Origin of the sequence: Sphingomonas sp. Leaf30 (genome assembly GCF_001422525.1) — a bacterium.
GTDB classification, from domain to species: Bacteria; Pseudomonadota; Alphaproteobacteria; order Sphingomonadales; family Sphingomonadaceae; genus Sphingomonas; species Sphingomonas aerolata.
In genome coordinates this window covers 129,933-153,742 of sequence record NZ_LMKZ01000018.1, presented here as the reverse complement: position 1 = coordinate 153,742, position 23,810 = coordinate 129,933, and the positions used below count along the sequence as shown (strand labels likewise).

Genomic DNA, 23,810 nt, shown 5'->3' with positions numbered 1-23,810 from the left:
GCGAGGCCCCGTCTTTTGAAGTTAATAGTAGGAGTAGTCGACTCTGCGCATCCGTCAACTCCGCTTGGCGACCGACGGCCGTGTCAGGGTCGTTTGAACGTCCACCGTCCCGCCGGGCTTGCCGGATCGAATGCCGCAAGGGTCGGCGTGCTCGCACCGATCGCGACCAGCGCGAGATCCCGCCCGTCGCCCGGCACGACCTTCGGTTTGATCCGGTAACTGCCGTCGGTGAGCTGATCGATCTGCCATAGGGGCTCGGCGCCTGCGGTGGCGGCGGTGATCGTCTCGACCTCTCCGTTCGGGGTGGCGGCGAGCATGCGCGACGTGCCTGCGATCGCGATCCGGTAATAGGGGGCGCCGAAATAGCCCCCCGCCGCGGGCACCGGCGTGATCGTCCACAACTGATGCGGCCGCACCAGATAGTCCGCCAGATCCACCCGGATCCGCCCGCGTGGCCAGTCGGCAGAATCCTGTGCCAGCGTCTGGTCGGGGATCGGCCCGACCGGATCGGTCGCGGCGGCCATGAAACTGCGGCGGACGTCGAACGGAATGCGGACGATATCGGTCGCCAGACTCAAGGCATAGCCGCTGCGCTCCGAGGCGATTTCATAGGTGTCCGGCGCCACCGTCTCGCCCACGACCGGCCAGCCGTCGGTCCACCGCAGGGGTTCGATAGCAAGAACACTCCGGCCGCTGCGATCCATGTCGGCTTCATAATGCAGCGACAGCTTTTCGACCCCGCCGGCGAGCGCGATCCGTCCGAAATGCCCCGGTCCGATGCGGCGACCGCGCGCGCTGACGACCATCTTGCCGCCGCCCCGCAGCAGCGGGATCCCCATATGGTCGAGATAGGGGCCAAGTGGGCTGCGCGCCCGGCCTGCGCGGATGTGATAGGTCGAATTGGGCCCGTCGCAGCACGTGCCGTGCGTCCCCAGCAGATAATAATAGCCGTCGCGATACAGCATCGCGGTGGCCTCCATGTCGATCGCCACGTCGACGGGCACGTTGCCCACCATGCGCAGTCCCGTCTTCGGGTCGAGTTCGATCATCCGGATCGGGCCGAAATAGGTGCCGTAGGTCAGCCACAACCGGCCCTTGGCGTAGAGAAACGCAGGATCGATCGCATCCGCGGTCTCGACCCCGTCGCTCGACGCGACGACGCCGATGTCGTGGAACTTGAAGCGCGGCGATGCCGGATCGAGCGACAGCGTCCACATCATCTTGACCTGGCTGGCATGGCCGCCCCCCATGCCCCCGCCGCCGACCGCATAGGCAACGTAATAGCGGTCGCCGATCCGAATGACGTCGGGCGCCACGCCGCCACCCGGCCGCTCGGGGCCGCCATGCCAGGTCCAGCCGTCTTCGGACACCAGCCCGCCGCCGCGGGTGCCGAACGTGTAATATTTCCCGTCCGACAGCGTGACGGTCGAGGGATCGTGGATGAAAGGTTCGCCCGCCAGTTGCGCGGCGGCGGGCCCTGCGCCCGCAAACCCCAGGCACACCGCGATCAGTCCACACCGCATCCGGGTCCCTCCCTGTTGCCGATCCGCGGTATCGCGACGGGGGCTATCGATCATGGGTCGTCAGATCGGTGATCGGGCGGCCGGCTTCGTCGACGAAGCGGACGCAGAAGCTGCTCAGCCCGGGGCCGTTGATCACCGCGCCGCGGATGACGTTGCGTCCCTTGCGCAGCGTCAGGCGATCCGACAGCACGTCGTCCATCACCATGCGACGGTCGTTGAACAGCCCGACCGCCTCGGTGCCGTTCAGCCACCAGATCGATGCCGCGTTCGAACCGACCGCCAGGCGGACGTTGCGCTGCTCGCGGGGGCTGTCGACGATCGTCACCGCCCAGAATATCACGCCATAGGTCGGCGCCCCCAGTGCCTTGGCGAAGTCGAACAGCTTGACGTCGAACCCCTTCGAATCAAGTGCATGCCAGCGCAGTGGCGCGGCGGCCTTTTCGACCTGCCCGTCCCTCGGGATTGCGACCGGCGACCCTGGCAGGGATGCGGTCAGGGCCTGCCGGACATAGGTGGGGGTAAAGCCGGTGTTCGTGCGATTGGGTTTGGCGATCGGTTCGAGCAACAACCAGCGGCGCAGAAAGCCGTCGCGATCGGGCGTGGTCGCCGCGTCCGGCACCGCCGTGAAATAGGGCGCCAGCGCGGGTGGTATCGGTCTGGCAGCGGTCTGGGGATCCGCCACGGCGGCGATTGCGTTCGAACCCGGCGTCGCCAAAGGCTCTGCCGCCGTGCCGGGCGACAGGCCCGCCAGCAACAGCACGCATGCCCAGTGCACAGGCGATCCCCGCGGTGCACGACGCCGATCGATGATGAGCCCCGTCATCTCTCTCCCTCCGCCACGGCATCGGGTCGATCCACCGGCGCCTTCGCCCGATGCCTGCCCTGCTCGTAAGGCGCGAACGTAAGTCGATACCGCTATCATGTCCAGCCGCGTATCGGCTGGCATTCCAGGTCCTGATGACATGGTAGCGCCGCCAGAAGTTAGCGCTATAGTCTGAGTAAGAATGACCGGTCAGCGATCGGCGATACTGGGACTTGGGAGAGGGTATATGACGGGAACAGCTTGGTTTTGCCTGCTGGGGACACTGGTTTCGACCGCGATACCCGGCGTCGCGCGCGCGCTGCCGCGCGATGCCGCAGCCCCGCAGGATGCCACCGCACGACCACGGATCGCCCCTGCCCGCACAGGTCGGGCTGCGCGCCCTGACGCGGCCGCACCGACGCTTGGCGATGCGGGCTATTACGAGGCGCCAGCCGTCAACGTGCTGGTCTTCTCGAACTGGTATGACGGGCTGTTCGCCGATTCGAAGATCAGCGGCGTCGAGATCATCCAGCAGGGCGAACGGATCGCGACCAATGGCGATGTGCGCCTGTCCGCCACGCCGGGGCAATGGGATGCGACCGCGCGATTCGTCGACCGGCAGGTCGATCGCGCTGCCGGCACCGTCACCGTCACGCTCGAATATCCCGATTATAACTGGCGATACCGGATCCGCTCCTCGACCAAGGGCGCGGCCGTCGCGCTGGCGGTAATCCTCGACGCGCCGGTCCCCGCGGCGCTCGCGGGCAAGGCGGGATTCAACCTCGAATTCCTCCCCGCCGCCTATTTCCACCACGGCTATCTCGCGGACGATCGCAGCGGCGTCTTCCCGCTGCACCCCGCCGACACGATGACCGCGACGCCACAGCGCAATGCGGCGAGCGGTCGCGCCGAGGGGCCTGGCGCAGAGCCGAACGCCATCGCGCAAGGCACCCGCTTCGTCCTCGCGCCTGAGGATCCCGCCCGCCGCGTGACGATCCGGTCGAGCGCGCCGGTGCAGCTGTTCGACGGTCGTAATCAGGCGCAAAATGGCTGGTTCGTGCTCCGCTCGCTCCTGCCTGCTGGGCGGACCGGGACCGTGCTCGAATGGGAGGTCCAGCCGAACAGCGTGCCGGGCTGGCTGCGCGCGCCCGTGATCGCGCATTCGCAGCTGGGCTACGCCCCCGGTGCGCGCAAGGTCGCGACGATCGAGCTCGATCGCAACGATCGCACGACGGCACCGGCGCGCCTGCTGCGGGTCGGCGCCGATGGCAGCACGACAACGGTCAAGACCGCACCGGCGACCCGCTGGGGCGATTATCTGCGCTACAGCTATCGCCAGCTCGATTTCAGTGACGTCCGCCAGCCCGGCCTCTACATGCTCGAATATGGCGCGACGCGCACCGCGCCGTTCCGCATCGCCGACAACGTCTATGCGGGCGCATGGCATCCGACGCTCGACGTCTACTTCCCCGTCGCGATGGATCACATGTACGTGAACGAGGGCTATCGCGTCTGGCATGGCGACGCGCATCGCGACGATGCGCGCCAGGCGCCGCTGAACCACGAGCATATCGACCTCTATGCGCAGGGGCCGACCACCGACACGACGTACAAGCCGGGGGAGCATATTCCCGGTCTCGCGGTCGGCGGCTGGTTCGACGCGGGCGATTTCGACATCCGTACCCAGTCGCAATATCAGGTCGTCCGGTCGCTGGTCGACACCTGGGAACGGTGGCGCCCGACGCGCGACACGACCGCGGTCGACTGGACCCGTCGCCGGACCGAGATCCACGTCCCCGACGGCACGCCCGATCTGCTCCAGCAGATCCGCCACGGCACGCTCCAGCTCGTTGCCCAGTTCGATGCGGTCGGCCATGCGATCCACGGCATCGTCGAGCCCGACGTCGCGCAATATACGCATCTCGGCGACGCATCGACCAAGACCGACGGGCTGATCCATGATCCAGCGCTGAAGATTGGCGAGGAGCGCGGTGGCCGCAGCGGGACGCCCGACGATCGCTGGGCCTTCACGACCAAGGCGTCGGCGCTCAATTATGGTTCGATCGCCGCGCTTGCCGCCGCATCGCGCTCACTTGGCGAGGCCGATCCGGCATTGGCCAAGACAGCGCTGGGAATTGCGACGCGCATCTGGGCGGAGGAGCAGACGCATGCCCCCGACCTGTACCAGCATGGCAACACCACCGGTGGCCCGCTCGACTCGGAGCGGTTCGCCGCCGCCGTCGAATTGCTGCGCACGACCCGCGACCCGCGCTATGCCACCGCGGTCCAGACGCTATGGCCGGCGATGGAGCGGCGCTTCGCGTTCAACCTGCGCGATGCCGTCGCCGCGATCCCGCTCATGCCGCAAAGCTATCGCGAGGGCATGATCCCCGCGGTCCGCGCTTATGCGGCCGCGACGGTCAAGGCGGCCGCGGCAAACCCGTTCGGCGTGCCGATCACGACGGGCGGCTGGGCCGGAAGCGGCACGGTGATCGCCGGCGCGCTGAACGCCTATGCGCTGCACAAGGCGTTTCCCGACGTCATGCCCGCCGATCCGGTGTTCCGCGGTGCGGAGTTCCTGCTGGGGCATCACCCCGGTTCGGACATCTCGTTCGTGTCGGGCGTCGGGACACGATCCAAGGAGGTCGCTTACGGCAACAACCGCGCCGACTTCTCGTTCATCGCCGGCGGCGTGGTACCGGGCGTCCTGATCGTGAAGCCCGATTTCCCCGAAAATCACGAGGACTGGCCGTTCTTCTGGGGCGAGAATGAATATGTCATCCCCGAGGGCGCGATGTGGATCGAACTCGCGCACGCGGTTCAGGATCTTGCCGGCAAGCCCCCGGCGAAGTGACGCGCAGCGGGTGCCGCGCCTAGCGCCGCACCCGCGTGACGTGACCCATCTTGCGGCCGGGCCGCGCCGTCCCCTTGCCGTAGAGGTGGAGATGCGCGCCCGGTTCGGCGAGCAGATCCCGCCAGCGATCCACGTCACTGCCGATCAGGTTCTCCATCGTCGCCTCGCGCCCGGTCAGCGTCGGCGCGCCGAGCGGCAAACCGCAGATCGCGCGGATATGGTTCTCGAACTGCGAGCATTCGGCGCCCTCGATCGTCCAGTGGCCGGAATTATGCACCCGCGGCGCCATCTCGTTGAACACCGGCCCGTCCGCGCCGACGAAGAATTCGCAGGCCAGCACGCCGACATAGTCGAGCTCGGTCGCGATCCGCTCGGCGAGCGCCGCCGCCTCGTCCGCCTGCGCCAGCACGGCGGCGGGCGCGGGCACCGTGGAGTGCCGCAGGATCGCATCGCGGTGGAGGTTGAGCGGCGGCGCGTAGCGGACGATGCTGCCATCCAGCCCGCGCGCGATCAGGATCGAGAATTCATGCTCGAACGGTACGAACGCCTCGAGCACCGCGGGGCCGCCGATCGCATCCCAGGCGTCCTGTGCACCCTCGGGCGCGTCGATCTTCACCTGCCCCTTACCGTCATAGCCGAACCGCGCGGTCTTGAGCACCGCGGGCGTCCCGACCCGCGCCAGCCCCTCGCGCAGGCTCGCGAGGCTGTCGACCGCCGCCCATTTCGCGGGCCGGCCGCCGACGCTCTCGACGAAGCGCTTCTCGCCGATCCGCTCCTGCGCCACCCGCAAGGCGCGCGGGCTCGGATGCACGGGAACGCGGTCGGCGAGCCATTCGACCGGCTCGACCGCGATATTCTCGAATTCGTAGGTGACCACGTCGCAGGCGTCGGCGAAATCGGCGAGCACGATCCGGTTGTGATAATCGGCGCGCGTCATCGTCGAGGCGGACTGCGCGGCGACGCTCTCCTGGTCGGGAGCGAGCACATGCGTGTGATAGCCGAGCTGCGCCGCGGCGCTGGCAAGCATCCGGCCGAGCTGACCTCCGCCAAGGATACCAATGGTCGATCCGGGGGGAAGCGGCGTCATGTCGGCGTCTTTCAGGCTGGGTTGGTGGCGACGGAATCGGTCTGCGCGGCGCGCCAGGCTTTCAGCCGCTCGGCCAGCGCGTCGTCGGCGGTCGCGAGGATCGCCGCGGCGAGCAGCCCGGCGTTGATCGCGCCGGGCTTGCCGATCGCCAGCGTGCCCACCGGGATGCCGCCCGGCATCTGGACGATCGACAGCAGGCTATCCATGCCCTTCAGCGCCTTGGATTCGACCGGCACGCCGAGCACCGGCAGATGCGTCATCGCGGCCGCCATGCCGGGCAGATGCGCCGCGCCGCCCGCGCCGGCGATCACGACCTTCAGCCCCCGATCGGCGGCGTTCGTCGCATAGTCATAGAGCCGCTGCGGAGTACGATGCGCGGAGACGACCCTGGTCTCGTACGCGACACCGAGCGCATCGAGCGTCTCGGCGGTGTGGCGCATCGTCTCCCAGTCGGAGGTGCTACCCATGATGATGCCGACTAGAGCCAATTTCGCCCCCCGCTTCAGGAAGCGCCGTGCCTAGCGACGCGGGGGGACGAGGGCAACGCTGTTGGTGGCATCGTACGGATCGACCGGCAAACGCGATTGCCGCCATTTCCGACCGCACTCCCCGGCGGAGGCCGGGGTCCAGTTGGGGGATGCCGTCGTCGAAGCACGGCGCCCCGTTACTGCTACCTTTCCAACTGGGCCCCGGCCTTCGCCGGGGTGGCGCATCTCACCGGCGTGGGTAATTCGAGAAGAAAGGCTTACCGCTCGCTCAGATAGTAACGATCGGTCGCATTTAGGTTCGCGTCCAGATCGTACACGATCGGCTGACCCGTCGGGATCTCGAGGCTCGTGATCTCGTCGTCCGGGATGTTGGACAGGTGCTTGACCAGCGCGCGCAGCGAATTGCCGTGTGCCGAGATCAGCACGCGCTGCCCGTCCTTGAGCGCAGGCGCGATCCGCGTGTCCCAATAGGGCAGCACGCGATCGATCGTGTCCTTCAGGCTCTCGGCCTTCGGAATGGTGATACCGTCGTAACGCCGATCCTTCGACAGGTCGAACTCACTGCCATCCTCGAGCGGCGGCGGCGGCACGTCGAAGCTGCGGCGCCAGATATGGACCTGCGCGTCGCCGTGCTTGGCGGCGGTCTCGGCCTTGTCGAGCCCGGTGAGCCCGCCATAATGCCGCTCGTTCAGCCGCCAGTCCTTCTCGACCGGCAGCCAGAGCCGCCCCATCGCCTCGAGCGCGATGTTCAGCGTCTTGATCGCGCGCGTCTGCAGGCTGACAAAGGTCTGGTCGAAATCGAGACCCTTGGCCGCCATCAGCTCGCCTGCCGCCTTGGCCTCGGCCTCGCCCTTGGCGGTCATGTCGACGTCCCACCAGCCGGTGAAACGGTTTTCAAGGTTCCAGCTGGACTGGCCGTGGCGGATCAGGACGAGTTTGGGCATGCGGGCTCCTGCAATGGCGAGGGACGAAATGGAAATGCGGCGATCGCCCCCTAACCGTCATCCTGATGAAAGTCAGGCTGACGGTTAGGGATCAGATTGCGTCGATTACATCCGCGAGCGTCTCGAGCATGGCATGCGCCAGCCGCTTCGACCGTTCCGGCGACCAGCCATATTCGGCATCAGGATTTGCGTCATGATCCTTGAACGGCATCTCGAGCGTCATCGACACCGCGCCGAAGCGCTCGGCAAGCTGGTTGGTCGACATCGACAGGTTGGCGGTGCCGGGTGCGGATTTGGGATAGCCCTTCTCGGTCTGGAAATCGGGCGTGTGCGCCGCGAGACGGCGACCATAATCGTAGAATTTCTCGCCATGCGCATCGGTCCAGGACGGGATGCCCTCATAGCCCGCGATGAAGTTCGCCGGGATCGCCTCGTCGCCATGAATGTCCATCGCGACGTCGACGCCGGTCACGTCCATCGCGTTGCGTACACACAAGACTTCGGGGCTTTTTTCCGCGCTCGGCGTCGCCCATTCGCGGTTTAGGTTCACACCGGCTGCATTGGTGCGCAGATGCCCGCGGTACGTGCCGTCGGGGTTCATGTTCGGTACGACGTGGAACGTCGCCTTTTCCAAAAGCGTCGCGGTAACCGGATCGGCGGAATCGGTCAGCCGCTCCAGCGCCCCTTCCATCCACCATTCGGTCATCGATTCGCCGGGATGCTGGCGACCATAGATCCACACCTGCTTGGGGCCGGTGCCGATCGTGAAGGCATCGATCGCCTGCCCGTCGAGCGACTGGCCAAGCTCGCGGTGCGTGACGCCCGGCAGCAGGGCGGTCCGCGCGACCAGCGCCGCATGCATCTCCATCGTGTACGGCGCGAAATAGGCGAACCAGGCGAGGTCGGTCCCGGCGGTGAAATCGAATTCGAGCACGCCATCGGCGTAGCGCGTCTCGATCATCCGCCACCCCTGACGATCGGTGCTCGCGCGCGCCTTGTAGCCGGGCCAGCCGAACGGATAGGCTGAACGACCGGCATTCAGGATCCGGTAGGTCAGCGTCCGGCCCGCCGCCCCCGCCACGCGGAAGTAGAACCACTGGAAATAGTCGGAGTCGCGGTCCTTGACGATTTCCAGGTCGATCCGGTCGCCATCGACCCGCACGAGACGGATATTACCGCCATCGAAGGCGGCGTTGATGGCGAGAGGGGTGGTGGCGGCGGTGGCGGTCATTGGGCGATCGTTCATTTCACCTGGATAGTGCGACCGGACTCGCCGGGGAACCCCGCGAACAGCGCGCTGGCGAGCTTTTCGGCCTGGATCTGGCTCGTCGCATCGGGCTTCCTCGCGTCGGCGAAGGTCTGCGCGCGCCCCTCCCAGACCGGCGACTGGTCGAGCGACCGCTTGATCGTCACCGCCATTTCGGTGACCAGGATCGCGTCGCGGCCGCCCCCACCAATCGGGAAGCCGACCCCGCCGCCAAGCCCCACACCGCCGCCGCCCCGGCCGCCGCTGAAGCCACCACCGCCGATCCCGACGCTGAACGGCGACCGCTTGGGCGGCCCTGCCTGCGTGGTGCGCGTAAAGGCGACGGTCGCGATCAGCATCGGCTTGGCACCCGGCGCGGGCGGGTTGTACCCGACCTTGATCAGCTGGCCCTGCACGGCGGCGGCATAGCTCTTGAACTCGAGGCTCGCAGGCGCGCCCGCGGTCAACGGCTGGACCGCGATCGTGCCGCGGTCGAGTGGCTCGCCGAGGTGATAGCGCAAGACCTCGGTCGGCGGCAGCGACGGACCGGTCGCGCAGGCTGTGAGGGATGCGCCCGCCAGCGCGAGAACCATGATCGAACGAACCGCCATCGGGACTTCCTTAGAATGTTGCGCTACAGCAACGCTTGGACCAGCCGGGAGGGTTCCCGGCCGGAACGAGTGCGTCTGTTGCTTGACTTGGACACACCCCGCCATTAGGCGATCCCGTCTTTCCGCACACCTAGATTTGAAAAGAAGCGAATCGATCATGAAGATCCGCAATTCCCTGAAGTCGCTCAAGGATCGTCACCGCGATAACCGCGTGATCCGTCGTCGTGGCCGTACCTACGTCATCAACAAGACCAACCGTCGCTTCAAGGCACGCCAGGGCTAAACCCCTGAAGACCAGCGTCATTTTTGACGTCGGTCGTGTCCTGTACGATTGGGATCCCCGGATCCTGTACGAGCGCCTGATCGATGACGATCGGGCGCTCGACGCGTTCCTGCGCGATGTCGTCACGATCGACTGGCATTTCCAGCATGATGCTGGCCGCGACTTCGCCGACACCTCGGCGGAGCTGGCCGCGTTGCATCCGCAGCATGCCGACCTGATCGCCGTCTGGGGCCCGCGCTTCAACGAGAGTATCGGCCCGGCGATTGCGGGGATGCACGAACTCGTCCGCGATCTCGACGCAGCCGACGTACCGCTGTTCGCGATCACGAATTTCAGCCACGAATTCTGGCCGCCGTTTCGCGCGCGCGAATCGGCGATGTTCGACCGCTTCCGCGACATCGTCGTGTCGGGCGACGAGAAGATCGTGAAGCCCGACCCCGCCATCTATCGGCTCGCGCTCGATCGATTCGGTGTGCGTGCGGACGAGACGGTGTTCGTCGACGACAATGCGGCCAATATCGCCGCCGCACGCGCGCTCGGGATCGAATCGGTGCTCTTTACCGATGCCGCCAGCTTCCGCTCGCGACTCGTCGAACTCGGCCTGCCAATTGCCGCTACGGGCGAAACGCCCCCGCGCTGAACCGTGCGCGCACGACGATGCGCGCCCGTACTTCCCATAGAAGCGCCCGAAGACCGCGCATCGGATGTGCCACGTCAGGACCGATCGTGTCGCCTGATATGGCAACCCGCTCCGACGCCGCTGGCCAGCCGGAGAGTCACCTCGCCGCGCACACGCCTACGACGAACCGCCTCCTTCCCGGGGCGGACAGAAGGAACATCACGACAACTGGTGGAAATGGTTGAGGAATGTTCATCATTTCTACGCTATAGAGAGGGTCACGGGATTGGGGTTTTTCGGGAATTTCGATGTACGATGAACAGGGCGCACGGCGAGATCGTCGTGCCATTCTAAAGAACGGTCTTGTATTGGCCGGTGCACTTGCAGTTCCGAGTGCGGTATCTGCAACGCAACGTCTTACGGCACGCGATTTGAAGCCGATGACTCAGCCACCATTGCCGCGTTCGCCGGCGATGCCGATTTCGTCGTCGCGCGTCGTGCGCCCTGAATTGCTGCGCCAGGCGATGGCCGCGCTGGGTCGCAACGGCAGCCGGATCCCGCATCATGACCGGATCGCGATCGCCGACTTCACCGCGTCGTCGTCGCAGCCGCGGTTCCACTTCGTCGACCTCGCCAGCGGCCGCAGCACGTCGCTGCTCGTGTCGCACGGCAGCGGTTCGGACCCGGCGCATACCGGCTATCTCGAGCGTTTCTCGAACGCGTTCGGCTCGAATGCGTCGTCGGAAGGCGCCTTCGTGACCGACGATTATTATGTCGGCAAACATGGTCGGTCGCAGCGGCTGATCGGGCTCGATCGCACCAACAACAACGCACTCGGTCGGGCGATCGTCGTCCATTCGGCGTGGTATGCGAACAAGGACATGATCGCGTCGCACGGCATGCTCGGCCGCAGCCAGGGCTGCTTTGCGGTCGGCGAGAAGGACCTAGACCAGGTGTTTGCACGCTTGGGTCAGGGTCGGATGATCTTCGCCGCCAAGGTCTAAGACGCGCGCGCCGGTTGGTGCATCGCGCGGCGTACGCCGCCGATCGCCCCGGACCATAACAGCGCGGGCAGCCCGGCATAGCCGAGCCCGAGATGCGCCGGCCGTGCGGCAAGCAGGTCGGCGACCCCCAAAGTCCCCGCGCGCAGGCCGGCCCGCCCGACACCGCGCCAGCGCCGCGCGGTTTCCCATCGGATCAGCCGGCGATCCTCCCCCGAACAGTGATGCCGTGCGAGAAACTCGGCCTGGATCGCCCCCAGTGCGCTGCCCAGCGTCGTCAACGCAGCACGATCGCGCACCGCGCGCCGTGCCAGGATGTGCGCCACGATCAGCGCCGCGATCCGGTCCACCTGTTCGCCGAACAGATCCGCATGCCGCTCGGCCAGAATCGCCGCGGCCACGGTTTCCATCCGCTCGGTGAACCGCTTCGACACCCCGCCCGCGTGCACGCGGTACACCATCAGCGGCTCGTCGAGGCGTGCGATCGCACCGAACCGGCGGATCCGCTGATACAGGTCGAAATCCTCCGCATAGAGCCGCTCGGGCCGCATGAACGGATCGAGCCGCCGCGCCGCGTTGCCCCGGATCATGACCGATGACCAGATCAGCGGGTTCTCGATTCCTGTCAGCCAGTCGATGAGCATGGGTGTGGTGATCGCGGCATGCTCGGACGGCCTGATGACGCCGTCGACCAGCAGGTCCGCCGCCGTCCCGAGCAGCACGGTCGCCGGGTTCGCCTCCAAATACGCGACCTGACGGGCGAAGCGGTCGGGGCGACACAGATCATCGGCATCAAGCGCGGCGATATAGCGGCCGCGCGCTGCAGCGACCCCGGCGTTGCGCGCCAGCACGGGGCCGCCATTGACCGGCATAGTCACCAGCCTGACGCGCGGATCGGACCAGCCCGCAACGCAGGCGCGGGTCGCATCGGTCGAGCAGTCGTCGACGACGATCACTTCGAAATCGGTGAAAGACTGCGCGGCGAGGCTATCGAGCGTGGCGGGCAACAAGGCTGCGCCATTATACACCGGCATGACGACGCTGATGACCGGATCGGGCCTTGGGAGGACGGCATGCGTCATCGAGGGGGAGCGCTCGGCATCCCCCTCCCCTTGCACGGGCAGGCTTTAACGGGCGATTACTTAGAGTTACGCGGCCCGCCGCTCAGCGCGCCCCTCGCTCAGCCCTTCGCGATCCAGGCATCGCCGATCTCGCGCAGCATATCGAGCGGCACGCGCCCATAAGCGAGCACCGCCGCATGATAGGCCTTGAGGTCGAACGCCGTGCCCATCTTCGCCTTGGCGCGCTCGCGGATATCGACGAACACCGAATGGCCAAGCTTGTAGCTCGCCGCTTGGCCCGGGTTGACGCAATAGCGCTCGACCTCGCGCGTCGCGAAGCCCTCCGCCTCGCCTTCCGCGTCGATGAAATGGCGGATCGCCTGTTCGCGGGTCCAGCGCAGGTGGTGGATGCCCGTATCAACGACGCAGCGGTTCGCGCGGAACAGCTGGAATTTCAGATAGCCGAGCTGCCCGAGCGGATCGTCGTCATACATACCGATCTCGTCCGCAAGCTGTTCGGCATAGAGCGCCCAGCCCTCGCCATAGCCCGAAAAGCTCGTCATCTTGCGGATCAGCGGCAGCCGCGTGTTCGACAGCGCAAGCCCGCTCTCCATCTGATGCCCCGGCAGACCCTCGTGATAGACCGTCGTCGCGAGGCAGAATTTGGGCCAGTCGGCGCTGTCCTTCAGGTTGAAATAGACCAGTCCCGGCCGCGAGCCGTCGATCGCCGGTGGCTGTGCGAACGCCGCGGCGGCACCGGCTTCGGTCTGCGCAGGCACGCGCCGCACCTCGAACCCGTAAGGCGGCATCCGCTCGAACACGCTGGGCAGCTTCGCGCGGATCGCCGCGAGCCGGTCGTTGCAATAGGCGATCGCCTCGCGCTTGCCCGCATCGGTGTTGGGATAGAGCTGGTCGGGATTCTTGTAGAGCGCCGCCATCCGCGCACCAATGCTCCCCTTGCTGTACCCCTGTTTGCGCAACAGCGTATCGAGTTGCGCCGACAGCATCTTCGCCTGGTCGAGCCCGAACCTGTGCACTTCGTCGGGCGACAGATTGGTCGTCGTCGTTGCGTGCAACGCTGCAGGATAGAAGGCGGCGCCCTCCTTCAGCTTCCACACGCCGGCATCATGCGTGGCCGTCCGGCGGAGGTCGCGCGTCACCGCAATCTGCCGGTCGAGCGCGGGCAGCACCGCCGCGTCATAGATCCGCGCGGCATCGCGGCCATAGCTTTCGCCCAGCCCCTTGGCCGCCGCGCGCCGGACGAGACCCTGCACGACCAGCGCTTCGCTCGCGGGCTGGCGCGTCTTGGTCATCTGGTCGAGCGCGAGGTCGAGGATGAAGTCGGGGGCGACGACGCCGACGCCCGCGTCATGCCGCATGCGCGCGGTGTTCGCGTCAATCTGTCCGGCAAACGCCTGGAGCCGCTGCAGATAGGCGTCGGCATCGCCCTTCGTCTCGATCCGGTGCTTGGTGTCGAGGAAATCGGGCACAGACTGATACGCACCCGACAGCTGCGACACGACATAGGGGCTGGGGCCATAGGACGTGCCGCCGAAATCGAACGCCTGCACCGCCGCCGCCGACCGCCGCGTATAGACCACGCAGTCGAGGTCGATCCGCTCCGCCGGCGACAGCCCGGCGCGGTCGATCGCTGCAAGCTGCGCCAGCTCGGCCCTGGTCTGCACCTTCGCCGCGGCGATTCCTGCCGCCGACTGGTCCGACAGCTTCGCGCGCAGATCGGCGTTGGCGCCGGTATCGAGCCCGAGCGAGGTCGCACTCTCGGGACTGCGCCGCAACTGCGCCTGGACGAGCTGGTCGAACAGCCGCGACAGCGGCGTCGCGGGCGTCTCGGCTGCCTGCGCGAGCGCCGGTACCAGCGACGCCGCGCCGCCCAGCATCGTGCCCGCAAGCACCGCGCGGCGATGGATCTTCAAACTCATCCCACTCTCCGAAATGCAAACGGCCCGCCTTCCACCGGGAAGACGGGCCGTTCTTCGTCACGTCATGATGCCAGAGGCGATCAAGCGGTGCGCGTTCCCGACAGCGGGAAGCTGCCAAATGCGCCCGCACCGACGGTACCGGTCATCGTGTCGCCATCGACGGTCGCCTTGCAGTCGAGCGTCATCGGCATCGGCACGGTCATCGCCTGCTTCCAGCTCAGCGTGTCGCCATCGACCTCGCCGGTCACATCCATGCCGCCCATCGCACCCGACACCGCGCCCGAAAAGCTGGTGTCCGCGCTGTTCACGGTCAGCGTCATCTTTTGATCGCCAAGCGGCGACTTCACGACGCAATCCCAGCTGCCATCGACATTTGCCATGCTATTCTCTCCTTCGATTACTTGGCCTTGGCCGCAAGCGGCGTCACCGGAACCACCGGCAGCCCCGCGACCGAAGCCGCGCTCACGACCTCGACCGGCAACCCCAGGCTGTCAAGCTGCGGCTTGACCGTCTTGGCATCGCCGACGACCACCCAGGTGAATTTCTTCACGTCGATCACCCCCGCGATCGCGGTGTTCAGCTGCGGCAGGGTCAGCGCGCCGTAGCGTCGCGTGATCGTCGCGTAATAATCGTCGGGGCGCTTCAACAAATCATTCTGCTGCATCGCGCCGAGCACCGCGCCCGACGTCTCGAAGCTGCCGGGCAACGCGCGAATCCCGCCGTCGATCGCCAGCCCGAATTCGGTCTGGGTCATCGGCTTGGTCGTCACGAACTGCGTCACGTCCTGTTGCAGCGCGGTGATCGACGGGCCGGTCTTGTCCGCCTGCACCCCGGCCGAAATGCCATAGGGCGCATCGAACGCGGCCGTCTGGAACCGCCCGCCCGCGCCATAGGACCAGTGCTTCTCCTCGCGCAGGTCCATGTTGATCCGGCTGAGGAAGCTGCCGCCCAGCGCATCGTTCGCGGTGTTGAACACCAGCATGTCGTCGCTGCCCTTCAACCCGGTCCGCTGGCCCGCGAGGATCAGCGATTGCGGGCTGTTCGGCCGGTCGACCAGCACGATCTTCGGCGTCAGCGGGGTGCGCGTCGTCGGGAAGCTCTTGACGCCCGCCGGCCCCTGCGCCGTCCAGTCGCCGAACCCGCGGTCGAGCACCGCCCTGACCTCGGCGAGCGGGCGGTCGCTGACGACGAAGATCTTCGCCTTGTCGGGGCGCAGCCACGCCTGCTGGAACGCGACCAGGTCCGCGCGCGTCAGCGCGGCGACCGCCTTCGGATCACCACCGCCCATCGCCTTGCCGTAAGGGGTGTCTCCGTTGATCAGCTTGCCGATCACGCGGTTGCCCAGGCCCTGCGGACTGGTCAGTTCCTGCTGGATGCCGGCCAGCTGCTGGTTGCGGACCCGGCCGACCTCCTCGTCCGCGAAGGCCGGATTGCGCGCGATATCCGCGAACAGCGCGACCGCGGGCGTCAAGTTTGCGCTCGGCACGCTCATCGACAGCGTCGTCCGGTCGAGCGAGGTGCCCGTCCCGATCGACGCGCCCAGCCGCTCGCGCGCCTCGGCCAGCGCGATCCCGTCGAGCGTCCGCGTCCCCTCGTCCATCACGCTCAGCGTCAGCTGCTGCGTGCCGAGCTTGTCCGCGACATCGGCGGCATAGCCCGCGTCGAAGCTCAGTACCGCCTGCGTGATCGGCACCGCATCGCGTCGCGCATAGACAAGCTCGATCCCGTTCGACAGCCGCGCACGCTCTACCGCAGGGAAGGCAAGCCCGGTCAGCGTGCCGACCGCGGGGATACCGCCGGCGCGCGTGCCCTTGACCGGCGTCTCGGCCGCGGGCTTCACCGCGACCGCAGGCGGTACGACCGCCTCCTCATATTTGTCGCGCTCGCCGTCGACCACGGTCAGCGTGTAGGCGGGGCGCGTCAGCCAGCGCGTCGCGGCGGCCTTGACGCTCGCCGGCGTCTGCGCCGCGATCGCCGCCAGCTCTTTCTTGTAGTGGCCCGGGTCGTTCGCATAAAGCGCGCCGCCCGCCAGCGCGACCGCCTTGCCGCCGAACCCGCCGACCGATTCATAGCCGCGGATTCGTCCAGCAACCGCCTGGGTCTGGACGCGCTGGATCTCGTCCGCGGTCGGTCCGGTCTTCAGGAAGTCGGCAAGGATCTCGTCTAGCCGCTTCGACACGACTGCGGGGTCGACGCCCGGCCGCACGATCGCGCGGATCGTGAACATGCCGATCTGCGCCATGTCGCTATAGCCGGCGGACACATTGACCGCGAGTTTCTCCTTGCGGACCAGCGCATTGTCGAGCCGCGACGAGGCGAGCCCGCCCAGCACCGTACCGCCGACGTCGAGCGCCGCGGCATCGGGATCGAGCATCCCCGGCACCGCCCAGTTCTTGGTGATCATCACCGCGGCGACACGGTCCTTCATCACCTCGTTCACCGGCGCGGCGAGCGTCGGCACGGTGACGGTCGGCAGGACCGACTTGGGGCCCGTCTTGATATCGCCGAAATATTTCTCGACCAGCGGCTTTGCGGTCGCCGCATCGACATCGCCCGCGAGCACCAGCACCGCATTGTTGGGGCCGTAATGCGAGCGGAACCAGTCCTTCACATCGGCAAGGCTGGCGCGGTCGAGATCCGCCATCGACCCGATCGGGGTGTGGCCATAGGGCGTGTCCGCGGGGAACAGCCCGCCGAACAGCTTGTACTGGACGAGGCCGTATGGCTGGTTGTCGCCCTGGCGCTTCTCGTTCTGGACGACGCCGCGCTGCTCGTCGAGCACGCCCTGCGTGATCGCGCCGGTCAGATGCCCCATCCGGTCGCTCTCGAGGAACAGCGCGCGCTCGAGCGCAGCGGCGGGGACCGTCTCGAAATAGTTGGTCCGGTCGAACGAGGTCGTGCCGTTAAAGTCGGTCGCCCCGACCTCCTTCAGCGGCGCGAAGAAATCGCCCGGCGCATTCTCGCTGCCGTTGAACATCAGATGCTCGAACAGATGCGCAAAGCCCGTGCGGCCCTGCGGCTCGTGCTTCGACCCGACGTCATACCAGACCGACACCGCGACGACCGGCGCCTTGCGGTCGGTGTGCACGATCACGCGCAACCCGTTCTTCAGCGTGAACTGCTGATAGGGAATATCGACCGAGGTGACGAGCGTGGCGACCGGTGCAGGCTTTGCGACCTGCGCGCCAACCGGCGCGACAAGCGCGGCGGTGGCGACGCCAGCTAGGGCCAAGAGCTTCAACGACATGGATTTTCCCCCGGGATACGACGACTGTTATACCAAGGTATAACAGTGGATTGCCGCCCCGCAAGCTGCCGCCTTCGCGGTTGGCGTGGATCTCGATCGATCCTTGGCGTCACGACCTGCGCCGCCCGCCCGTACCATTGCCGGATCCGCTCCCGTGGCTAGCGCAGCAGCCCCGCAGCGCGGAGCGCACCGTTGATCATGTCGCCGACCTGCGATCGGCCCGGACTGTGGCTCCATGGGTGCGGACGCGGCGATGCGGGCTTCGGCTTCGCGCGGGTCGCCGCCGCGCGCGCCGATGGGCGCTCGATCAGCCCGAAGAACGCGGCGCTGTGCAACGTCGACGAGATCCCCGCCTCCAGCATGTGCGGACCCGGCTGGCCGAGGCCGTCGGCGCCCGTCGTGGCCAGCGGTGTGCCATGGCCCAGCCCGCGGATCCGATACTCCTCGACCGCGGCACGGCCCTGCGCGTCGCGCCAGAGGCGATGGGCATGGCCTTCAACCTGTTCGACCTCGTCGGGTGCGTAGGCGAGCCCGTGCACGCCGCGCCACTGTGCGACGATCGCATCGGCATTGGCGGGCACCACGGTCGCATCGGCATCGCCGTGCCAGACCGAGACGCGCGGCACGCGTCCGCCGGCCGGCGCCGCGCCGTCGACCAGCGCGGCCAGCGCGGGATCGGCGGGCAGGCCCCGCCCGCGCATCCGGTCGAGCGCCTGCGACATCGAGGTCGCGGTGCCATAGGGAAGCCCCGCAATGATTGCCCCGGCAGCGAACAGCTCGGGATAGGTGGCGAGCATTACGCCAGCCATCGCGCCGCCGGCCGACAATCCCGTCACATAGATGCGGTCGGGATCGATCGCGACGTCGCGGACCATCGTCGCGATCATCGACCGGATCGACTGCGCCTCACCGCCACCGCGGCGAATGTCCTCGGCGTCGAACCAGTTGAAGCAGAGATTGCCGTTATTCGCGCGCTGCTGCTCGGGATAGAGCACGGCGAACCCGTGCCGGTCGGCAAGATCGGACCAGCCTGCCCCCCGGTCATACCCCGTGGCGGTCTGCGTGCAGCCATGGAGAACGACGACCAGCGGCATCCGCCGGTCGGACGTCGCCTCGGGCACATAGGTCGACGCACGCAACGCGCCGGGATTCGCGCCGAATGATTCGAGCGGGCGCAGGCGTGAGTCCTCGTTCTCTGGCTGCTCGGCGAAGCGCGCCGCCGCGGCGCGTTGCGCCTGCGCCAGTTGCGCGAGTGTTTCCGAAAGCCTGGCCATCGATCGTCCCGTCATGCGCGCCCGACGCCTTGACGTCCGGCCCCGTGAATGGTGCAGTGCAGCATATCTCGTGCCGCCCCTGCCCGATCACAAGGGTAAATCGCTGCCAGACCTTAGCCGTGCGACCGCGCGAAGGCGGCGGCGTCGGCGACCTGGGCGTCGGTCGGGCGGACGCCGGTGTAGAGCACGAACTGTTCGAGCGCCTGAAGGATCGCGACCTCGGTGCCGGTGATGCAGCGTTTCCCCGCCGCCGCTGCGGCGCGCAGGAACGGCGTTTCCGGGGGATATTGCACGACGTCGAACGCAATGGCGCTCGTCGCGATCATCGCCGGCGGAAAGGCGAGCGCATCCGCATCGGCTCCCGTCATCCCCATCGGCGTGACGTTGATCAGCAGGTCCGCCTGCTCTTCCGTGTGAAGATCCGCGGCCCATGCGAAGCCATAGAGATCGGCGAGCGCACGCCCGGCGGATTCGTTGCGCGCGACGATCACGCCGTTGCGAAACCCCGTGTCGCGCAATGCCGCGGCGACCGCCTTCGCCATCCCGCCCGACCCGCGCAGCACGAACCGCGTTGCCGGGTCGATATCCGCGATCAGCGCCGCGACCGCGGCATAATCCGTGTTGTGCCCGGTCAGCACGCCATCGTCGTTCACGATCGTGTTGACGCTGTCGATCGCCGCAGCCGAGGGCGCGAGTCCATCGAGCAGCGCGATCACCGCCTCCTTGAACGGCATCGAGATCGCGCAGCCGCGGATGTCGAGCGCCCGGATACCGCGCACCGCGCCCTCCAGGTCGCCGGTCGAGAACGCCTTGTAGACATAGTCGAGCCCGGTGAGCACATAGAGCCGGTTATGGAACCGGGTCCCGAAATTGCCCGGCCGCGCCGACAGCGACATGCACAATCGCGTGTCGCGCCCGATCGGCGGACGAGAGGGTTCCGGAATTGAGGTCTGTTGGGTCATCGCCATAAAATAGGACGGCAATCCGCCGGGGTCGAGACGCAAGCGCGGCGGAACAAGCGCCGCTACCCGGCGTAGAACCGGCGATGCGTGTCGTGACCCTTGCCGAACCGGACGATTTCGATGGCTGGCGCGATGCAGCGCGCGGCCTGCTGGCTGATGACGTGCCACCCGACGACGTGGTGTGGCAGGTCGGCAGTGCCCCCGCCGACCTGTTCGGGACGGTGCCATCGGATCCTCCTGCAGCATCCGCCCCGCGGGCTGCCTCCGCGACCGTCTCGGTCCCGCGCGCGTTCCTCGATCTCGCCCGCAGCGTCATTCTCGGCAGCGATCCGGAGCGGTTCGCGTTGCTCTACACGCTGCTCCACCGCCTGCGCCGCGAACCCAAGCTGATCGAGGATCGGGCCGATCCGCTCGTGCGACGGCTTGACCGGATTGCGAAGGATGTCCGCCGCGACATCCACAAGATGCGCGCGTTCCTGCGCTTCCGCGAGATCGAGGAAGAGGGTGAAACCCGGTTCGTCGCCTGGTTCGAACCCGATCACCACATCGTCCGCGCCAACGCCGCCTTCTTCGTCAATCGCTTCGCGAGCATGCGCTGGTCGATCCTGACCCCCGACGTCTCGATCCACTGGGACGGGACGATGCTCAGCGAAGGACCGGGCGCCAAGAAGACCGACGCACCCGAGGGCGATCCGACCGAAGAGGTCTGGAAGACCTATTACGCCAGCACCTTCAACCCCGCGCGCGTCAAGATCGGCGCGATGTTGAAGGAAATGCCCCGCAAATACTGGAAGAACATGCCCGAAACCGATCTCGTCCCCGGCATGATCGCCACCGCACAGGCGCGCGAGAGCGGCATGATCGAGCGCGCCCGCGACGTCGTCGGCGGCAACAGCATGATCGCCTGGGAGGCGCTGCGCGACGAGGCCGCGGGCTGCACCCGCTGCCCGCTTTACAAGCCCGCGACCCAGACCGTGTTCGGCGAGGGACCGATCGACGCGCCGCTGATGTTCGTCGGCGAACAGCCAGGCGACCAGGAGGATCTTGGCGGGCGGCCGTTCGTCGGCCCCGCCGGTCAGATGTTCGATCGCGCGATGGCGGAGGCGGGACTCGACCGCAGCCGCGCCTATGTCACCAACGCGGTCAAGCATTTCAAGTTCGAGCAGCGCGGCAAGCGGCGCATCCACGCCAAGCCCGGCGCCGGCGAGATCGAAGCCTGCCGGTGGTGGATCGAGCAGGAGCAGATGCTCGTCGCGCCCAAGGTGACGGTCGCGCTCGGCGCCACCGCAGCGCGATCACTGTTCGGCAAGGTGATGACGATCGGCAAGGAACGCGGCCGCGCGCTGCAGCTCCCCGGCGGCGGCGAGGCATGGATCACCGTCCATCCCAGTTACCTGCTGCGCCTGCCGGACAAGGTTCAGGCCGACGAGGAATATGCGCGATTCGTCGAGGATCTGCGTATGGCCGGCGCGCGGCTGGTCTAGGCGAACCGATTGGCCCTTCCCTTCGCGCGCCGCATCGCGCAAATCCCCGCGCCATGTTCGAAAAGATTCTGGCCGTGCTGGCCACCTTCACGATCTGGGTGATCTCGTCCGGCGGCTATGTTGGCATCGCGATCCTCATGGCGATCGAAAGCGCGTGTATTCCGCTTCCATCCGAGATCATCATGCCGTTCGCCGGCTATCTGGTGTCGACCGGCCGGTTCGACCTGTATCTCGCCGCCACCGCGGGCGCGATCGGGTGCAATCTCGGCTCGATCGTCGCCTATGAGGTCGGCAAGCGTGGCGGTCGACCAATGGCCGAGCGCTGGGGTCGCTATGTCCTGGTCGGCCCGGGCGAGCTCGATGCAGCAGACCGGTTCTTCGCGCGCTGGGGCAGCATGGCGGTGCTGATCGGGCGTCTGCTCCCCGTCATCCGATCGTTCATCGCCTTTCCGGCGGGTGTCGCGCGGATGAAGCTCGTGCCCTTCCACCTCTATACCTTCATCGGCTCGTGGCCGTGGTGCTTCGGGCTTGCCTGGGTCGGCATGAAGCTCGGCGACAAATGGGACAGCGATCCGCGCGTGAAGGCCGCCTTCCACAGCGCGGACCTGCTGATCGGCATCGTCCTGATCGCACTGGTCGGCTTCTATATCTGGCACCGCGTCCGCGGGCTGAAGCGTCACCCGTAACCACGACGCCGGGCAAGCGCGCAGATCGTCGTCAGCCGTCTGCGCGCAAACCGGTCGCGGCAGCCTAGGGGAGAATGGGCACCTCGGCTGCGCGCTCCTTGTTTTCGCGGCGCGCTTCGCGGACGCGCTGGCCGAAGCATCCGGTTGCGCCGCCAGGGCCGACGGTCGAGCAGCTGCCGATGCTGTTCGCACCAACACCGGTGCCGAGCGTGCCCTGCGCTTTGGCCGCCCAGCTCTCATTTTCGGGCGTCACGGCGAATTCGCGCAATTCCTTGGGGACGCGATATTGCTCCCGCGCGCTGCGACGCACGCAGATGACGATTTCCTCGCCCTGTGCATTGGTCGGGCAGCGCTCGTTGCCGAACAGCGTGAGCACGCCGTTGACCGGCGCGCTGCGCGACACCTCACCCGGCGCGGAGGCGGGCTTGGCTGCGGGGGCACCGGGCTTTGCCGGGATTGCCGCACCCGACGTCACCGTCTGTGCCGCCACTGGGCCGGCGACCAGCAAGGCCGCCGCCATCATCATCCTCATACGCACCACTCCCATAATCCGTATCTGTTGGCCGACAGGATCGGCGATCGTCGCTGGCCCTAGGCTGAACGCCGCAACGCCACGCATTTCAATCTCAACGGCCCGCGCCGCGGTCAGATCCGTTTCGCGGTCGCGATCGCGACCTTGCACCCCAGCCGGATCAGCGCGCTCATCACCGGATAGCCGGGGGTTTCTTCCGCCCCGGCAGCGATCGCGGTCGCCTTGTGCTCCAGCTCCTCGGCCTGGAAATCGAGGATCGCCGCGCTCAGTTCGGGATCGCTGTCGCCCAGCGCGACAAGCTGCTCGGCATAATGCTTGTCGATCTCGGTCTCGACCGCCGCAGTGCAGGCCATCGCGGCACGCGGGCTGATCGCGGCCGTGACCGCGCCGAGCGCGAAGCCCGCGACCTTCCAGATCGGCTGCAGCACGGTCGGCCGCACACGCCGCTCGACGATCATCCGGTCGAAGAACGCGCGGTGACGCTCCTCCTGCTGCGCCATGTGATGGATCAGACGCGACGACGGATGCCGGTCGCCCAGCACCGCCAGCTGCCCCGCATAGATGCGGATCGCGCCATATTCGCCGGCCTGGTCGACGCGGACCATCGCCTCGCTCGGGTGCTTGCGATCGCCCGGCTTCCAGCCGGTGCCGCGCGGGACGGTCGGGATCGGGGTCGCGGTGGTCATCGTGTCTTCCTCATCAGCACGAAGATGGTGATCGCGCCGCCCAGGGAAAAGATCGCGTTGAACCCGGCGAGCGAAATCCCCGCCAGCGACCACTGCGCCGAATCACAGCGCACCATCGGCGCGTTCATGATCGCGGCGAGCCGTTCGGCCGGCGTCGTGCCCGCCATTGACACCGTCGTGGTGCAGGCGGTGATGCCGTTCCACCAGTGATATTCGACCCCGGCATGGAACAGCCCGATCGCGCCGCTGATCCCGATCAGCAACGCCGCGACGAGCACCAGCGAGGCGCGCAGCGAGCGCTGCGGCACCACGAACGTCGCCGCCGCGAGCAACACCGCCGAATAATGCGGCCAGCGCTGCCAGTGGCACATCTCGCACGGATAGAGCCCGCCCAGATATTGCGACCCGAGCGCCCCCAGCAACAGCAGCAGCGGCAGCACGAGCGCGATCGACCGGGCGATCTCCTCGTTCTTCGTCATC

The 23,810-nt window shown here is 67.2% G+C and carries 22 protein-coding genes; 6 read left to right on the top strand and 16 right to left on the bottom strand.

All coding sequences use genetic code 11. The features are described from left to right. Window positions 1-83: 83 nt before the first annotated feature. Entirely contained in the window at window positions 84-1,523 is a 1,440-nt protein-coding gene (locus ASE89_RS14460) for a family 43 glycosylhydrolase (RefSeq protein WP_056679094.1), read from the bottom strand. A 43-nt stretch (window positions 1,524-1,566) separates the two neighbouring features. Next, window positions 1,567-2,346 (bottom strand): acetylxylan esterase, encoded by a 780-nt coding sequence (locus ASE89_RS14455; RefSeq protein ID WP_236701809.1) that lies wholly within the window; start codon window positions 2,344-2,346, stop codon window positions 1,567-1,569. A 226-nt stretch (window positions 2,347-2,572) separates the two neighbouring features. Between ASE89_RS14455 and ASE89_RS14450 the strand changes: the two genes are divergently transcribed. After that, window positions 2,573-5,179 (top strand): glycoside hydrolase family 9 protein, encoded by a 2,607-nt coding sequence (locus ASE89_RS14450; protein WP_082451564.1) that lies wholly within the window; start codon window positions 2,573-2,575, stop codon window positions 5,177-5,179. Between the two features lie 19 nt (window positions 5,180-5,198). On the opposite strand, the gene ASE89_RS14445 is transcribed toward ASE89_RS14450, so the two are convergent. From ASE89_RS14445 to ASE89_RS20550, 5 genes are all read right to left on the bottom strand, one after another. Then, entirely contained in the window at window positions 5,199-6,266 is a 1,068-nt protein-coding gene (locus tag ASE89_RS14445; RefSeq protein ID WP_056679091.1) for a 5-(carboxyamino)imidazole ribonucleotide synthase, read from the bottom strand. A gap of 11 nt (window positions 6,267-6,277) precedes the next feature. Next, window positions 6,278-6,733, bottom strand: a complete 456-nt coding sequence (purE, locus tag ASE89_RS14440) for a 5-(carboxyamino)imidazole ribonucleotide mutase (RefSeq protein WP_056679088.1) — start codon at window positions 6,731-6,733, stop codon at window positions 6,278-6,280. Between the two features lie 278 nt (window positions 6,734-7,011). Continuing rightward, window positions 7,012-7,698 carry a 2,3-diphosphoglycerate-dependent phosphoglycerate mutase gene (gene gpmA, locus ASE89_RS14435; RefSeq protein ID WP_056679085.1) on the bottom strand — a complete coding sequence of 229 codons (687 nt, stop codon included), beginning with the start codon at window positions 7,696-7,698 and terminating at the stop codon, window positions 7,012-7,014. Between the two features lie 91 nt (window positions 7,699-7,789). Continuing rightward, the gene (locus ASE89_RS14430; protein ID WP_056679082.1) at window positions 7,790-8,929 is read right to left on the bottom strand and encodes a M14 family metallopeptidase; all 1,140 of its coding nucleotides are present in this window, start codon (window positions 8,927-8,929) and stop codon (window positions 7,790-7,792) included. A gap of 11 nt (window positions 8,930-8,940) precedes the next feature. Further along, window positions 8,941-9,555, bottom strand: a complete 615-nt coding sequence (locus tag ASE89_RS20550) for a hypothetical protein (protein ID WP_031395071.1) — start codon at window positions 9,553-9,555, stop codon at window positions 8,941-8,943. A 157-nt stretch (window positions 9,556-9,712) separates the two neighbouring features. Between ASE89_RS20550 and ykgO the strand changes: the two genes are divergently transcribed. The 3 genes from ykgO to ASE89_RS14410 all read left to right on the top strand — a co-directional run bounded on the left by ykgO (window position 9,713) and on the right by ASE89_RS14410 (window position 11,461). Continuing rightward, the gene (ykgO, locus tag ASE89_RS14420) at window positions 9,713-9,838 is read left to right on the top strand and encodes a type B 50S ribosomal protein L36 (RefSeq protein WP_003046794.1); all 126 of its coding nucleotides are present in this window, start codon (window positions 9,713-9,715) and stop codon (window positions 9,836-9,838) included. A gap of 4 nt (window positions 9,839-9,842) precedes the next feature. Beyond that, window positions 9,843-10,478: an HAD-IA family hydrolase gene (locus ASE89_RS14415; RefSeq protein WP_056680655.1), complete on the top strand. Its 636-nt coding sequence runs from the start codon at window positions 9,843-9,845 to the stop codon at window positions 10,476-10,478. 287 nt (window positions 10,479-10,765) lie between these two features. After that, window positions 10,766-11,461, top strand: a complete 696-nt coding sequence (locus tag ASE89_RS14410; protein ID WP_031439528.1) for a murein L,D-transpeptidase catalytic domain family protein — start codon at window positions 10,766-10,768, stop codon at window positions 11,459-11,461. On the opposite strand, the gene ASE89_RS14405 is transcribed toward ASE89_RS14410, so the two are convergent. The 6 genes from ASE89_RS14405 to ASE89_RS14380 form a co-directional block, all read right to left on the bottom strand. Beyond that, window positions 11,458-12,540 (bottom strand): glycosyltransferase family 2 protein, encoded by a 1,083-nt coding sequence (locus tag ASE89_RS14405; protein ID WP_056679079.1) that lies wholly within the window; start codon window positions 12,538-12,540, stop codon window positions 11,458-11,460. The two genes, ASE89_RS14410 and ASE89_RS14405, sit on opposite strands and share 4 nt — an antisense overlap. A gap of 98 nt (window positions 12,541-12,638) precedes the next feature. Then, the gene (locus ASE89_RS14400; RefSeq protein ID WP_056679076.1) at window positions 12,639-14,459 is read right to left on the bottom strand and encodes a DUF885 domain-containing protein; all 1,821 of its coding nucleotides are present in this window, start codon (window positions 14,457-14,459) and stop codon (window positions 12,639-12,641) included. Between the two features lie 80 nt (window positions 14,460-14,539). After that, complete coding sequence (locus ASE89_RS14395) at window positions 14,540-14,839, bottom strand: hypothetical protein (protein ID WP_031439525.1); 300 nt, start codon at window positions 14,837-14,839, stop codon at window positions 14,540-14,542. Between the two features lie 17 nt (window positions 14,840-14,856). Beyond that, window positions 14,857-17,706: a M16 family metallopeptidase gene (locus ASE89_RS14390; RefSeq protein WP_056679073.1), complete on the bottom strand. Its 2,850-nt coding sequence runs from the start codon at window positions 17,704-17,706 to the stop codon at window positions 14,857-14,859. A 158-nt stretch (window positions 17,707-17,864) separates the two neighbouring features. Then, window positions 17,865-18,980: an extracellular catalytic domain type 1 short-chain-length polyhydroxyalkanoate depolymerase gene (locus ASE89_RS14385; protein ID WP_056680652.1), complete on the bottom strand. Its 1,116-nt coding sequence runs from the start codon at window positions 18,978-18,980 to the stop codon at window positions 17,865-17,867. A gap of 113 nt (window positions 18,981-19,093) precedes the next feature. Continuing rightward, on the bottom strand, window positions 19,094-19,942 hold the full coding sequence (locus tag ASE89_RS14380) for a shikimate 5-dehydrogenase (RefSeq protein WP_082451705.1): 849 nt from the start codon (window positions 19,940-19,942) through the stop codon (window positions 19,094-19,096). Between the two features lie 83 nt (window positions 19,943-20,025). On the opposite strand from ASE89_RS14380, the gene ASE89_RS14375 reads away from it, so the two are divergent. Continuing rightward, a complete protein-coding gene (locus ASE89_RS14375; protein ID WP_056679067.1) occupies window positions 20,026-21,426 on the top strand; it encodes a UdgX family uracil-DNA binding protein in 1,401 nt (466 codons plus the stop codon). Window positions 21,427-21,479: 53 nt separating this feature from the next. Next, window positions 21,480-22,112 carry a DedA family protein gene (locus tag ASE89_RS14370; protein WP_056679064.1) on the top strand — a complete coding sequence of 211 codons (633 nt, stop codon included), beginning with the start codon at window positions 21,480-21,482 and terminating at the stop codon, window positions 22,110-22,112. Window positions 22,113-22,176: 64 nt separating this feature from the next. On the opposite strand, the gene ASE89_RS14365 is transcribed toward ASE89_RS14370, so the two are convergent. The 3 genes from ASE89_RS14365 to ASE89_RS14355 form a co-directional block, all read right to left on the bottom strand. Then, window positions 22,177-22,644 (bottom strand): hypothetical protein, encoded by a 468-nt coding sequence (locus ASE89_RS14365; RefSeq protein ID WP_056679061.1) that lies wholly within the window; start codon window positions 22,642-22,644, stop codon window positions 22,177-22,179. Window positions 22,645-22,757: 113 nt separating this feature from the next. Further along, entirely contained in the window at window positions 22,758-23,330 is a 573-nt protein-coding gene (locus ASE89_RS14360) for a demethoxyubiquinone hydroxylase family protein (RefSeq protein ID WP_042466726.1), read from the bottom strand. Next, complete coding sequence (locus ASE89_RS14355) at window positions 23,327-23,809, bottom strand: disulfide bond formation protein B (protein ID WP_031395676.1); 483 nt, start codon at window positions 23,807-23,809, stop codon at window positions 23,327-23,329. Before ASE89_RS14355 ends, ASE89_RS14360 begins: the two co-directional genes overlap by 4 nt. Between the last annotated feature and the right edge of the window lies 1 nt (window position 23,810).

Coding starts and splice junctions, on each gene's coding strand:
- ASE89_RS14460 (WP_056679094.1), bottom strand. CDS start 1,523: ATGCGGTGTGGACTGATCGCGGTGTGCCTGGGGTTTGCGGGCGCAGGG.
- ASE89_RS14455 (WP_236701809.1), bottom strand. CDS start 2,346: ATGACGGGGCTCATCATCGATCGGCGTCGTGCACCGCGGGGATCGCCT.
- ASE89_RS14450 (WP_082451564.1), top strand. CDS start 2,573: ATGACGGGAACAGCTTGGTTTTGCCTGCTGGGGACACTGGTTTCGACC.
- ASE89_RS14445 (WP_056679091.1), bottom strand. CDS start 6,266: ATGACGCCGCTTCCCCCCGGATCGACCATTGGTATCCTTGGCGGAGGT.
- purE (WP_056679088.1), bottom strand. CDS start 6,733: ATGGGTAGCACCTCCGACTGGGAGACGATGCGCCACACCGCCGAGACG.
- gpmA (WP_056679085.1), bottom strand. CDS start 7,698: ATGCCCAAACTCGTCCTGATCCGCCACGGCCAGTCCAGCTGGAACCTT.
- ASE89_RS14430 (WP_056679082.1), bottom strand. CDS start 8,929: ATGACCGCCACCGCCGCCACCACCCCTCTCGCCATCAACGCCGCCTTC.
- ASE89_RS20550 (WP_031395071.1), bottom strand. CDS start 9,555: ATGGCGGTTCGTTCGATCATGGTTCTCGCGCTGGCGGGCGCATCCCTC.
- ykgO (WP_003046794.1), top strand. CDS start 9,713: ATGAAGATCCGCAATTCCCTGAAGTCGCTCAAGGATCGTCACCGCGAT.
- ASE89_RS14410 (WP_031439528.1), top strand. CDS start 10,766: ATGTACGATGAACAGGGCGCACGGCGAGATCGTCGTGCCATTCTAAAG.
- ASE89_RS14405 (WP_056679079.1), bottom strand. CDS start 12,540: ATGACGCATGCCGTCCTCCCAAGGCCCGATCCGGTCATCAGCGTCGTC.
- ASE89_RS14400 (WP_056679076.1), bottom strand. CDS start 14,459: ATGAGTTTGAAGATCCATCGCCGCGCGGTGCTTGCGGGCACGATGCTG.
- ASE89_RS14395 (WP_031439525.1), bottom strand. CDS start 14,839: ATGGCAAATGTCGATGGCAGCTGGGATTGCGTCGTGAAGTCGCCGCTT.
- ASE89_RS14390 (WP_056679073.1), bottom strand. CDS start 17,706: ATGTCGTTGAAGCTCTTGGCCCTAGCTGGCGTCGCCACCGCCGCGCTT.
- ASE89_RS14385 (WP_056680652.1), bottom strand. CDS start 18,980: ATGGCCAGGCTTTCGGAAACACTCGCGCAACTGGCGCAGGCGCAACGC.
- ASE89_RS14380 (WP_082451705.1), bottom strand. CDS start 19,942: ATGACCCAACAGACCTCAATTCCGGAACCCTCTCGTCCGCCGATCGGG.
- ASE89_RS14375 (WP_056679067.1), top strand. CDS start 20,026: ATGCGTGTCGTGACCCTTGCCGAACCGGACGATTTCGATGGCTGGCGC.
- ASE89_RS14370 (WP_056679064.1), top strand. CDS start 21,480: ATGTTCGAAAAGATTCTGGCCGTGCTGGCCACCTTCACGATCTGGGTG.
- ASE89_RS14365 (WP_056679061.1), bottom strand. CDS start 22,644: ATGAGGATGATGATGGCGGCGGCCTTGCTGGTCGCCGGCCCAGTGGCG.
- ASE89_RS14360 (WP_042466726.1), bottom strand. CDS start 23,330: ATGACCACCGCGACCCCGATCCCGACCGTCCCGCGCGGCACCGGCTGG.
- ASE89_RS14355 (WP_031395676.1), bottom strand. CDS start 23,809: ATGACGAAGAACGAGGAGATCGCCCGGTCGATCGCGCTCGTGCTGCCG.